The sequence below is a fragment of the Neobacillus sp. S1227 genome (assembly GCF_055385255.1).
This window is the reverse complement of record NZ_AP038276.1, coordinates 1,024,431-1,037,097: the sequence shown is the minus strand read 5'-3', so window position 1 is coordinate 1,037,097 and position 12,667 is coordinate 1,024,431. Positions and strand designations below refer to the sequence as shown.

Sequence of the window (12,667 nt, the reverse complement as noted above, 5' to 3'; positions counted from 1 at the left end):
GAAATAGAACAAATTTATAGGAATATCGACAATTGTTATGAAATTTTTGGAATTTCTATTCCCCTTGTAAATAAGGCTGTACCCGGCACTTCGCCTTATACAGCCATATATTTCATTTCTTTTTGCTTAAAAAATACACATATACTTTAATCATAAAATAACTCACTTCTTCTGGAAGTAATTCTTTAATAGGTTTCAGGCGGTCACGGCCTGCTTGTTCCACTGCCTTTTCTAAAAGTGAAATGTACTCGCCGGGAACCAGCCTTGTATAATCAACTGCAAGTCCCTGCTGGGCGCACTGCAGCAAATGATTTTCGACGGTGCTTACTGCGAGCTCGCGCTTTTCGGCTATTTCCTGGATGGATAATTGGCCTTGATGCAGGTTCAATGTCTCTAAGTGTGAATCTGTCACTGCTTTATTCGCCGTTTTTTTTGCCGCGGCCGGTTCAGGTTCCAATTCGCTTTGGTAGTTTGGGTTTTCCTCTAAAAACGCTCGAATTGCTTGGATAAACTCCAATCCATATTTTTGAAGTTTGTGTTCCCCAACACCGCTCACATTTAAAATTTCCTCACTTGTTTTGGGCAGCTTGGCACACATATCCTTTAGCGATGCATCTGAGAAAATTACAAACGGAGGGACTTTTTCGGCTTCAGCAATCCGTTTGCGAACTTCCCTTAATTCTTCAAATAATGGGTCACTCTTTGATACTTGTTTCACCTGGACAGTTTCCCTGCGATGTACCCGCTGCTTCCCGAGTAACACTTCTTTTCCCTTTGATGATACATAAATGGTTGGAAAGGTCCCCTGCTCAATCGTCAGCAAGTCCTGCGAAATTAAAAACTCAATAAAATCACTGACATCCTTTGCGCTTTTGTCCTTCATGATTCCATAGGTTGATAGCGTCTCAAAACCCATTTCGGTGACCTTTTTATTTTTCGAGCCTGTTAATACCTGTGCTGTGATATTTTTACCAAAGCGCTGTCCCATTCGAATGACACAGGACAATACCATTTGTGCTTCTTTTGTTACATCAATGCTTGTCCTTTCGTCGGTACAATTCCCGCATCTGCCGCAGGGCACCGTTTCTGCTTCACCAAAATAATGCAAAATAAACTCCTGCAGGCAGCTTTCTGTATGGCAATAATCGACCATCTGCTGGAGCTTTTCAAGCTCTTGAGTCATTCTGGACCTGTCACTGGATTGGTCAATCAAAAAACGCTGAATTTGCACATCCTGCGGAGAGTAAAGCACGATACATTCGCTGGCGAGTCCGTCACGGCCGGCACGGCCCGCTTCCTGATAGTAGCTTTCCATGTTTTTGGGAAGCTGCAGGTGAATACAATAGCGGATATTGGATTTATCGATTCCCATTCCAAACGCAGATGTTGCCACCATGACGGAAGCCTGGTCGGTTAGGAACCGTTCCTGCTCGCTGGCACGGTCCGCATCCCCCATTCCGGCATGATAGCGGGCGACATTGATGTTTTCCTTTCTGAGCCGTTCGTAAAGGATATCGACATTTTTTCTTGTTGCAGCATATATGATGCCCGCCTCTTTATCATTCTTTATTAGATAATCTAACAGATATTTAAGACGGTCCTGTCCCTTAATGACCGAGAATGAGAGATTCTCACGTTCGAAGCCTGTGATAATAGTGTTTTGTACATCTATATCCAGCAGGCTGCAAATATCCTCCCGCACTCTTGGTGTTGCTGTTGCAGTTAAGGCGATTACTTTTGGCCGCTGCGGCAGCATTTGAATCATCTTTTGGATATGCCGATAGCTTGGACGGAAGTCATGGCCCCATTGCGAAATACAGTGCGCTTCGTCCACGGCTATCAACGGGATTTCCATGTCTTTTAGATCCTCTATAAATTCGTGCGATTCCAACCTCTCGGGTGCTATGTACAATAATTTGTATTCTCCGTACTTTGCCGCCTGGGTTCGGTTATATGCCTCCTGAAAGCTAAGCGAGCTATTGATAAAAGTAGCTGGAATTCCTACCTGGATAAGAGCATCAACTTGATCCTTCATTAACGAAATCAGCGGAGAGATTACAATGGTGGTGCCCGGGAGAATGAGAGCAGGAATCTGGTAGCAAATCGATTTTCCACCGCCGGTCGGCATGACGCAAATGGTGTTATTTCCTGTTAAAACGGATTGTATGGCCTGCTCTTGGCCGGTGCGGAAGGAGCTGTAGCCAAAGTGGGATTGCAGCAGGGGAAGTGCTTGTTCAAACAAGGGAAGTCCTCCTTTTACTTTGAAGATAGTTTAATCTCCTCTATTATACTACTTTCAAATAGATAGGAAAAATTGAATATTTATGGTTTGGTGAATCTTCATAACGACTCAGGAATTGATATCTTTTTTCGTTCAGGTGTTATGAGCCTTTTATAACGACTCTCCGGTTCTTTTAGGCGTTTGGGCGTTATGAAATTTTTATAACGACTGGGGACTCTTTTTTTTTAATCAGTACGTAGTTATGAGCACCTTCATAACGACGGGGCTCCGGCTCTTTTCACTGTCGGGTCGCTATGATGTACTTTAAAACAACTGAGACTACGTTTTTTCAATCGTTTGGTAGTTATGAATCTTTCATAACTACCATGACCCAAAATAAATAGACTAAAACCTACTAGGTGAAGCGGGTTGCAATTTAATATCAGCCACTAACTCACCGATTATTTCTTTGCGGGAATTGCGCAATTTCGGGCGGTGGTACTCAGCAAGTTATACAGGCAACACGCTGGGAGGAGAGATATAAAGAGATAATCCGTGATGGTAAAGAGATTACTCCTTTATATCCAAATTCACTCAGCCCTTAAATAGTTTTTGAAATCTTATAACCATTATGGAACAAAAATAGGACTTTCATAACCGATAAAAAAGTTTTAAAAATGTTCAAATTTTACCCCTGTTTTATGTGACATATGTCACACAAAAAGAAATAAACATTATTTAAAATTTAATTAAGTTAATAAAAGGGGGAATTATTAATGGCTGCTGCTGCCTGGATAATTACAATCGGTTTATTTATTACTGGATTTTATTTAACATCAGTTATTATGAATGGTCTTAAGGAAAAAGAACAGCAAGAATTAGCAATGTTAGAATCTCAGCTTGCAAGCATATCAGTAAGCAATACAGAAATAGGAAAGAAAGCAGTATAATTTCGCAACAAAAAAACAGCTTCGCAATTTGAAGCTGTTTTTTCTTTTTAAATCCTACCTTTTCGTTGAATCCGGGCTGAATAATTCCTCAAGCTGTTTGCGAAGAACAAATTTCTGGATTTTTCCGCTGGCGTTCCGCGGCAGCGCTTCACAGAAAATATATTTGCGCGGACGTTTATAGTTTGCTAGGTTATTGCTGTTTTTACAATATTCGTCTAGTTCCTGTTCCGTGACATTCGGGTCTTTTTTTACAACGAAGGCAGTGACGGTTTCCCCCCAGCGGTCGTCAGGCTGTCCGATGACAGCCACATCAAGCACCCCATCATGTGCATGGAGCACGTCTTCAACTTCGCGCGGGTAAATATTTTCACCGCCGCTGATGATCATGTCATCAACACGATCATTTACAAATAGATAACCTTCGTCATCCATGTAGCCGATATCGCCTGAATGATACCAACCTTTATACATCGCCTTTTCTGTAGCCTCTTCACGATTGTAATAGCCAAGCATCATACTTGGCCCTCTTACAATAATTTCTCCTGCTACTCCTGCTGGGCAGACATCATCTGGATCGGACGGTCCATCCTCCCGGGTCCTGACAACGCGAATTTCATGGTTTAATCCAGCCTGTCCTGCAGAACCTGCTTTTCTGAGTTGGTCTTTTTCCGACAGGAAGGTTATGGCAGGGCCCATTTCTGTCATCCCGTAGGCCTGTATCAAGGAGATGCCCAAGCGGTCATGGAGAGCATGAACGAGTGATGGCGCCATTGGTGCGGCACCATATAAGCCTAGCTTCAGGCTTTCAGTATTGTACTTGCTCAGATCTTCTTGCAGAAGCATATTCCACATTGTAGGCGCTGCAAAAAACTTTGTAATTTTTTCATTTTCGATTAATGGCAGGATCACCTTAGGATTAAATTGATGCAGGACGACGTTTTTCGCCCCTATTTGCACCCTTGGCAGGAATGCACAGTGCAGTTCGGCACAATGGAACATTGGGGCTGTCACAAGGCCGACATCCTCTTTTTCAAGTTTTTGAGAGGCAACACAGAGCAGGCTTTGGTCGACCATATTGCGGTGGCTATGCATGACCCCTTTAGGTCGTCCCGTTGTTCCGCTCGTATAAATAAAGGCATATATATCATTTTCGTTTACTTCGGCTTGGATTGTTTCTGCAGTGGCGGAGGCGAGTTTTTCTTGGTAGCTGGCGGCATAGGCCGGAACCTCTTCATCAATAAACCAGAAAGAGATTTTGTCAAAGCGGCTGGCAATAGCCGTGATCACAGGCTCCAACGCTTTTTCAAAAATAACAACCTTTGGCGCGGCATCGGATAAAATAAACGCTACTTCTTCCGACATCAGGCGGAAGTTGATGGGGTTAAAGATGGCACCGATTTTTGCACAGGCAAAAAAGGCGGTTCCTAGTTCCTCGGTATTAAACATGAAGGTGGAGACACGGTCGCCTTTTTTCACTCCTTGTTTAAGGAGGGCATTTGCCAGGCGATTAACCTGCTCATTCCACTCTTTATAAGAGTAGCGGACATTTTTACGGACATCATAGAGGGCTTCCTTGTTGGGGTACTTTTGGACTGTTAATTCAAAAATTTTACCGATAGTCGTATTGCTCATTTACTCGCCTCCATTTTTATTTTGATTTATAAGGAGGCAATCGGCCAGCGGCCAATTGCCATCATTATCATGTGGTTTTTTATAATCCTAAATTTTTCGCAATGATGGTTTTCATAATTTCGTTGGTACCTGCATATATGGCTCCTACTTGAATATCACGGAACCTTCTGGCAATCTCGTATTCTTCCATGTAACCGTAGCCGCCATGGAGCTGCATACATTCGGTTGCAACCTTCTTGGCAATGTCTGTCAGCTTCCATTTTGCCATGGACACCTTGGTCACGACGTTTTTCCCCTCCATATGCTCGGCAATCAACTGATCCAAAAAGGCCCTGCCCATTTCAATATCGGTGGCCATTTCGACAATTTTGAATTGCGTATTTTGGAACTGGCTGACTGGTTTTCCGAATGCTTCACGGCTTTTTATATATTCAATCGTCTTTTGCAGCATCACTTCCGCTGCTGTTTGCGCTCCAATCGCGACTAAAAGGCGCTCCTGCTGAAGCTTTTCCATCAAATATAGGAAGCCTTTTCCCTCTTCTCCTAGGATGTTTTCTTTTGGCACCCGGCAGTCTTCAAAAATTAATTCTGCCGTGTCCTGGGAATGGAGACCAACCTTGTTCAGCTTGCGGCCTCTAGAAAATCCAGGAGCGTCCCGCTCAATGACCAGCAGGCTGACGCCCTTATGCTTTGGTACTGCCTGCAGATCGGTCTTCACCGCCACCACGATAAGGTCCGATTGAATACCATTGGTGATAAACGTTTTTTGTCCATTAACAATATAGTGGTCTCCTTCAAGCCTGGCTGTGGTTTTAATATTGGCAAGGTCAGAACCGGTCCCTGGCTCCGTCATCGCAATCGCGGTAATGATTTCACCAGTGACGCACTTCGGCAGCCAGCGCTGCTTTTGTTCCTCTGTTCCATAAGCAGTTATGTATGGGACGACTATGTCATTATGAAGCCCAATTCCAATCGTACCGGTTCCGACTCGTTCAAGTTCTTCATTAATAACAACCGAAAAGCCCCAATCTACCCCACTGCCGCCATATTTTTCATCGATGTCTGGACATAGGAAGCCTTGCTCACCCATCTTCGTCCAAAAGGAGCGGGGAATGAGTCGATTTTCCTCCCATTGCTCATAAAAGGGATATGCTTCCTTTTCTAAAAACTTTCTTAAAGACTGGCGAAAAATTTCATGATCTTCATTTAAATAAGGATGATTCATTTCTACAAACCTCTCTTTCTATAGAAAGCGCTTTCTCTACTTTTTATTCTAACAAAAACAGAGACTTTTTTGTATTTTTAATCTTTACTTTTCCACATAAAAGTTGTCAGTGCTCCTTTCTACTGACCAAATTGCGGGTGCTATTGATTTTTACGTTTAGAATTAACTAGAAAAGGTCAAATCAGTTACCTTTTTTTGAAAATTCCTATATCATTAGTTTAGATAGATTTGTAATGAACGGAGGAACCAAAACTTGCGGAGGAAAATTGTAATTACTCATAACCTTGAACAAAGCCTGCTTAGTCAAATTAAAGAAGTGGTCCCTGAGTGGGAATTGGTAGCAAGCAAAGAAAAAGAAATCTGGCAGAAACATGCCAAGGATGCTGAAATCATTGCCGGATGGAAAAAAGGTATTGATGATTATTGCCTTGCGCCTGATTCAAAACTGAAATGGCTGCAAAGCTGGAGTGCCGGTGTCAATACCTTGCCGCTTGAAAAACTGGAAGCCCATAATGTTCTTTTAACAGGTGCCAGCGGCGTGCATGCCTATCCTATTTCTGAAACCATTTTTGCCTTAATGCTGGGTCTAACCCGAAAGATCCATACATATGTACGAAACCAGCAAGCCAAAACCTGGCATCATGGTAATATGAAACTCGAAATCCATGGAAAAACGATTGGCATCATCGGGATCGGAACAATCGGAAAAGAAACCGCAAAAATTGCCAAAGCCTTTGGAATGAAGGTTATTGGTGTACGGCATTCGGGCCAGCCGGCAGAGTTTGTCGATGAGATGTACACTACCAATCAATTGGACGCACTTTTACCGCAGTGCGATTATGTCGTAGTCACCTTGCCGCTGACGAAAGAAACACGCCGTATGTTTGGCACTGAACAATTTAAACTCATGAAACCTGCGGCCTTCTTTATTAATATCGGCCGTGGTGAAATCGTGGTTGAAGACGAACTCGTCAAAGTCTTGCAGGAAGGTGAGATTGCCGGAGCAGGACTTGATGTTTTCGAAAAAGAGCCATTAAGCCAGGACAGTCCGCTTTGGGAAATGGAAAATGTCATTATCACTCCACACACCTCTGGTTCTACTGAGCATTATAATGAACGTGTCGTCGAAAATATCTTGATACCGAATTTAAAAAGCTACCTTTCTGGAGAAGCTCCTTCTATTAATCTTGTTGATTATGCAAAAGGGTATTAAGGAAGAGAGACACTTGTGCGGTCTCTCTCTCTATTTTTTATATATTCCTGGAGTAGATTTTTCACTGGACTTAAAGCTAAATACCGATTAATAAAGCTTGCAATCACGACAGTTTCTTTCATTTTTCAAAGATCTTATTGATTGGCTTGCAGGCCATAGGCGCTTTATCGAGTGTTTCTTCAGACACCGATGTCGTCCAAAGGACTTTCATCGTGTTGTGGAAATTTCCATAATGTATTTAAATGACATTTCGCTTCTGTCCATACCTGGTTTTGCCCTTCATCCGGCCTATCATGGACATTTCGCTTCTCACGGCACCTGGTTTTGTCCTTCATCCCGCTTATCAAGGACATTTCCCCTCAACCGCCCCTTTATTTTGCCCTTCATCCCTTAGCAAAAAAAAGAAGATGCCCCACTGGACATCTCCCAACAAAACTATTAATATATCGTCTGCATTCCTTTCCCGGCCACTGTCATCCATTCAAACTGTCGCAGCCTTACCTCGAACAGCGTCAGCGGGTCGCGGAACATTTGCGGGTTGGCGTTCAACTTGTTCAGCATTTCGCGGTTTGATGCCACTTCTCCGCGCGTTTCTTCCACTGCAGATTTTAAGACACCCAGTGGATTCTTGAAAAACCAAGTGACATCCCTCTCCAACGATTTTTCAAATAACTCGAACGGCTGGAAAAACTGGCGGCAGACCTGTGCAGCAACCTCTGTATAATCCTCGTTTTCCACAAAGGACTTGTATTTGTTATATACCATCGTTTTGTTCTGCGACAAGGCCCCAAACAGCTTCCCTGCACTTTTCAATAAGAACTGCGATGGAGTCCGCTTCAACAAAATATTGACAGGCTCAAGCACGAATCTGCTTGTCATTCGGTCGATATCACGGCGCCAATCATCAAGCACCTTAAAATCACAGTCAAGACTAAGCCTCTCATCGCCATACATTTGGTTGAAACCAGAGCCCCGCTCAATTAATAAATCCTGCCCTTGGTCAAATTCCTCCCGGCAGCCCTTAATCCATTCCTGAAGCCTTGTAAAGTAATTCGGCATTACCTGCTGCTCCAGATAATCCTGAATGCGGTTGTTCATCTCATGATTGAGGTCCAAATGAATGGTACTGAAATTGCTGTCTTCCTTGATCAAGTTCGAGCACTCTGACATCATTTTGGGAATAGCTTCAAAAATATCTGCTTGAATCGATTCTTTTACAGAGCGGTACAGCTTGGTGATTGTCTTTGTTTTCTGCGATACCTCGTCATTCAATTGATGAACAGCACCACTTAACTTCATATTCATTTCTTCGTTCCAATTAACCGTTTCAATTAAGCGGTTTTCAACGTCAAGTCGTTTTTGCAAAAGACCGGCAATCGTCGCGCGAATAAAATATAATAGTTTAGCAAGACGTTTATCTTCTATGTTTCTTGCATTCCGAATTGAGTTGATAAACACTTGGAGATCGCTTAACTGCTTTACACGGTCATATTGAGAAGAAAAACCTAACAGCTTGGCATCTGGCAAATAAGAATGAATCGCATGCTTCGTTTCTTCATAAACCTGAATGGCATCCTGCTCATTTACAATGGTATCCAGCTTACTCAACAGAAAATGAATCGGCACGTCAGGGGCAAGTCCTTGGATTTGCGACACAACCGCACGCTCCTTTTCCGTGAACGGAGCATTCGCATCCAACACAAACAAAACAGAGTCAGCAAGGTTTAAATACTTCAAAATCTCAAAACGGTCGTTTTGATTCCCTTTTAACCCCGGTGTATCAATTATAGCCAAACTATTTTCCTGTAAAAAAGGAGTTGGCTGCTTAAATTCAATGATGGACTCAAGCGCGTTACGAAGACGGTCCATACGCTCTTGGAACTCCGTAAATCCGGAAAGCGGCTTAACATCTTCGTCAGTTATTTCGGTAATATCCACTTCCTCGCCGTTTTTAAACATCACAATGGAAGAAGTTGGGCTGTCTTGGACGTCCTCTCCAAAGATGGTATTGATAAATGTAGACTTACCGCTGCCTACGAGTCCAGTAACAAACAGATGCTGCGTATCGAAATCAACAAGCTGGTCAACAATCCAGTTCACACGGTTGTTTTTCCCCATATCGTTGAATTCAGCCCATTTAATAATCGATTCCAATAACGACAAGCACTCTTCAAGTTCATCCATGTCACACTCTGTCTTGCTGATTAACTGTTCAGCCTCCTCTACAATGGAGACGCTGAGGCTTGCTGGAAAAAGTTCGTTCCAGGCCAAAACAGCTGCTGCCGCTGCAACAACATTCCCGTCATCAGCCAGACGTACCCAGTTTGTCAGCAAGTCCGGTAGAAAATCGTCAATTTGTTTAATGTAGTACTTACCGCCAATATAGTGAAAATACGTTTCTTTATGCAGCTGCGAAAGCTCAAGCAATTGATCCTGGCGATCTAACTCCAGATTCAACAATAATTGATTGATTTCCTTAATCCAAAGCAAATAGGAATTTTCATTCTTATAACTGTTCCACAACGATGAAACAAGCTGTTCAAATTTTTCCTTATTTAAGCCATACAAACTAAATAAGGCATGGGAAAAATAACTCGGTGACAGCGCCCGTGTCACACCATTTTCCACATAAGTGTTAAGAATTTCAAACCACTCAAGTGATTCTGTCCGCTTTGCTTCGTTTACCGCTAGTTCAATGGCATTATCCCAATCCTCCCGCTCTTCAAAAAAAGCGCGGGCCACATTTGTGACATTTGGGTAATCAGGGTAAGCGGCAACCGTTCTTTTAATGACCGCCACAGCTGCATCAATCTTGCTGCGCTCAATATAAAGAGCAAATAACTTTAATGCGACCTCAGCATTCAATGTAGAATTATCGGTTTCAATCACTGTATATATATCTTCCGCCGCCGACAACAGGCCAAGTTCATAATAGGCATCAGCGGTATTTTTCCTGGCCCATGGTTCAAGCTCATTGATAATATTTTCCCATTTGAAAATTGCAGCCTCGAAATCTTTATGGTGAAAATAAACTTCCCCTTGTGCAAACCTAATCTGCGTTAAATCCGGGAGATCCTTTCGGGCTTCCTCCTGAAACGCCTCCCCCAGCACCTTAATGGGGTGTTCATCTTCATGTTCATTAATGAACATTTTATAATAGGTTTTATCCTTTAACTGATCTTCAATCGTCATTTCTATCCCCCCAATTGCCAACACTCTATTGTATATATGGTAAAGAGGCATAATTATTCCCCATACTATTCGAAGGTGATGTGGATTATAAGTCCCTTTTTACCGATTTTACCAAATGTTTTTATGTAAATTATATCAGTTGTATTTCATTTTCGAGACAAACTTAATACCTCAGTCATTTTTGAAAAATAAAAATAAGACCATACTTCCTTATTTACCTTCTCAAAAAGTATAATAAGACAAATAATTCAAAGGAGAAATCTATTATGGAAAGGGAGCAGGCCTTATTTTTATCAAAAAAAATTGAAAACTCGAGGTCCACTGAATATGAAATAAGGAAATTAGAAACCGTTAATGGTACATTACCCAAATTCCACCAATGGACGAATGGGAAGACTACCTTAGCTGCCTTTGAAGTAAATAGGCCAAGTACTGAAACAGGCTGTTACCTTGTATTTATTGATTGGCATCGGAAAGGCATCTATTACTTAGTTATATATGCTTATGACAAGTCTACTACCTTGGCAGAATTACGGCAGGTTCAAGATATTGAAGGAACTCCTCACATTATTTGGAGCTACAAACCTTTTAAGCGGGACGGAAAAAATGATCAACGAAAAGCCTATTTTAAACAGATGTTCGGTTCCACTTCCGTTCAAATTCCCTTCCCAACTTCCGATTTAGATGTTGATGACTTTTTAACACAAATATTTATGCTATGTCAGAATAGAATAAAAGCTGATCAAATTGTAAATGCATTCGAGCTTTAACTGATTTTTTCTTCTTGCGCCAAGCGATAGCTAAAGAAAAGGGAGGCAGCTGCCTCCTTCCTTTTTCTATAGAACTTTACTTAAAAACGCCTTTGTCCGGCCCTCCTGAGGATTTTCAAAAATATCCTTTGGTACGCCTTCTTCGACGATAAAGCCACCATCCATAAAAATCACACGGTCACCTACCTCGCGGGCAAAGCCCATTTCGTGGGTTACGACAACCATAGTCATCCCTTCCTTGGCCAGCTGCTTCATTACTTCAAGTACCTCGCCGACCATTTCCGGGTCCAGCGCAGAGGTTGGCTCATCAAACAGCATGATTTTCGGTTCCATCGCTAATGCTCTTGCAATTGCCACCCGCTGCTTTTGCCCGCCCGACAGAGAATCCGGATAAGCATCGGCTTTTTCAGCCAAACCAACTTTGCGTAAAAGCTCCAGGCCTTTTTCCCGGGCTTTTTCCGCTGGGACTTTTCTTACCTTTGTCGGTGCAAGCATGATATTTTCGATGACCGTTTTATGCGGGAACAGGTTAAATTGTTGAAACACCATGCCCACTTCAGTACGGATCGCGTTGATATCCGTTTTTTTATTGGTAATATCAGTCCCCTCAATCCAAACTTGACCGTCTGTAATCGTTTCCAGCAAATTAAGACAACGTAAAAAGGTGGATTTTCCAGATCCTGACGGGCCGATGACCACTACTACCTCCTGAGGCTTTACGGATACGTTAATTCCTTTTAATACCTCGTTCTGTCCAAATGTTTTTTTCAGATTCTTTACTTCTATCATTCTGTGGCCAACCTTCTTTCAAGTCGATTTAACAGTAAGCTGAGTGAAAAAGTTAAGACCAAATAAATGAGTGCTGCTGTAATATATGGTTCCCATGCACGGTAGTACTGTCCCTGCATTGCTTGTCCCCAATACATCAATTCCTTAACAGCGATAATGGCAGCAAGTGACGAATCCTTGATTAAGACAATAAATTCGTTTCCAAGTGGTGGAATCATCCTTTTAATTGCCTGTGGCAGGATGACAAAGCGCATTGCCTGAACATGATTCATCCCAAGAGAGCGGGCGGCTTCCATCTGGCCCTTATCAATCGATTGAATACCTGCACGGAAAATTTCTGCCACATAGGCTGCAGAGTTCAATGAAAGGGCCGTAATAGCAGCGATTATTCCATTTGTTTCACCTACAATAAGCGGAATCAGTCCAAAATGAACTAACAATATCTGCACTAATAATGGCGTTCCTCGGAAAAACGTAATATAAGCCTTAAACGGGAAAGCAAGCCACTTATTCTGCACCATTTTTCCAAGACCAATAGCTAGTCCTAGGACAGAGCCTATTAAAATACTGGCAATGGAGAGGCCAATGGTAAGTAATGTTCCTTTTGCAAAAAATGGTGCATATTCAGCAAGTATGTCCCAACGAATATCCATTATGAATCCCCCTATTTAAACC

The 12,667-nt window shown here is 42.4% G+C and carries 10 protein-coding genes; 3 read left to right on the top strand and 7 right to left on the bottom strand.

Annotation, left to right across the window (positions count from 1 at the left end; translation table 11 throughout):
- Nucleotides 1-112: 112 nt before the first annotated feature.
- Nucleotides 113-2,242, bottom strand: a complete 2,130-nt coding sequence (gene recQ / locus ACZ5AE_RS05245) for a DNA helicase RecQ (protein WP_464570134.1) — start codon at nt 2,240-2,242, stop codon at nt 113-115.
- A gap of 755 nt (nt 2,243-2,997) precedes the next feature.
- Between recQ and ACZ5AE_RS05240 the strand changes: the two genes are divergently transcribed.
- Nucleotides 2,998-3,171, top strand: a complete 174-nt coding sequence (locus ACZ5AE_RS05240) for a hypothetical protein (protein WP_464570132.1) — start codon at nt 2,998-3,000, stop codon at nt 3,169-3,171.
- A gap of 54 nt (nt 3,172-3,225) precedes the next feature.
- Here the strand turns inward: ACZ5AE_RS05240 and ACZ5AE_RS05235 are convergent, their stop codons facing one another.
- Together ACZ5AE_RS05235 and ACZ5AE_RS05230 are read right to left on the bottom strand one after the other, a co-directional pair.
- The gene (locus tag ACZ5AE_RS05235) at nt 3,226-4,803 is read right to left on the bottom strand and encodes a fatty acid--CoA ligase (protein ID WP_464570130.1); all 1,578 of its coding nucleotides are present in this window, start codon (nt 4,801-4,803) and stop codon (nt 3,226-3,228) included.
- Nucleotides 4,804-4,882: 79 nt separating this feature from the next.
- The gene (locus ACZ5AE_RS05230; protein WP_464570128.1) at nt 4,883-6,028 is read right to left on the bottom strand and encodes an acyl-CoA dehydrogenase family protein; all 1,146 of its coding nucleotides are present in this window, start codon (nt 6,026-6,028) and stop codon (nt 4,883-4,885) included.
- A 253-nt stretch (nt 6,029-6,281) separates the two neighbouring features.
- Between ACZ5AE_RS05230 and ACZ5AE_RS05225 the strand changes: the two genes are divergently transcribed.
- Nucleotides 6,282-7,241, top strand: a complete 960-nt coding sequence (locus ACZ5AE_RS05225; protein WP_464570126.1) for a D-2-hydroxyacid dehydrogenase — start codon at nt 6,282-6,284, stop codon at nt 7,239-7,241.
- A gap of 179 nt (nt 7,242-7,420) precedes the next feature.
- Here ACZ5AE_RS05225 and ACZ5AE_RS05220 read toward each other — a convergent pair whose 3' ends face one another.
- Together ACZ5AE_RS05220 and ACZ5AE_RS05215 are read right to left on the bottom strand one after the other, a co-directional pair.
- Nucleotides 7,421-7,576: a hypothetical protein gene (locus ACZ5AE_RS05220; protein ID WP_464570122.1), complete on the bottom strand. Its 156-nt coding sequence runs from the start codon at nt 7,574-7,576 to the stop codon at nt 7,421-7,423.
- Nucleotides 7,577-7,679: 103 nt separating this feature from the next.
- Nucleotides 7,680-10,433 (bottom strand): dynamin family protein, encoded by a 2,754-nt coding sequence (locus ACZ5AE_RS05215; RefSeq protein ID WP_464570120.1) that lies wholly within the window; start codon nt 10,431-10,433, stop codon nt 7,680-7,682.
- Nucleotides 10,434-10,699: 266 nt separating this feature from the next.
- Here ACZ5AE_RS05215 and ACZ5AE_RS05210 point away from each other — a divergent pair, with 266 nt between their 5' ends.
- Nucleotides 10,700-11,203, top strand: coding sequence for a hypothetical protein (locus tag ACZ5AE_RS05210; protein ID WP_464570118.1), 504 nt, complete (start codon nt 10,700-10,702; stop codon nt 11,201-11,203).
- A 66-nt stretch (nt 11,204-11,269) separates the two neighbouring features.
- Here ACZ5AE_RS05210 and ACZ5AE_RS05205 read toward each other — a convergent pair whose 3' ends face one another.
- The gene (locus ACZ5AE_RS05205) at nt 11,270-11,992 is read right to left on the bottom strand and encodes an amino acid ABC transporter ATP-binding protein (RefSeq protein ID WP_464570116.1); all 723 of its coding nucleotides are present in this window, start codon (nt 11,990-11,992) and stop codon (nt 11,270-11,272) included.
- Nucleotides 11,989-12,645, bottom strand: a complete 657-nt coding sequence (locus ACZ5AE_RS05200) for an amino acid ABC transporter permease (RefSeq protein WP_464570114.1) — start codon at nt 12,643-12,645, stop codon at nt 11,989-11,991. The genes ACZ5AE_RS05205 and ACZ5AE_RS05200 overlap by 4 nt, the downstream gene beginning before the upstream one ends.
- Between the last annotated feature and the right edge of the window lie 22 nt (nt 12,646-12,667).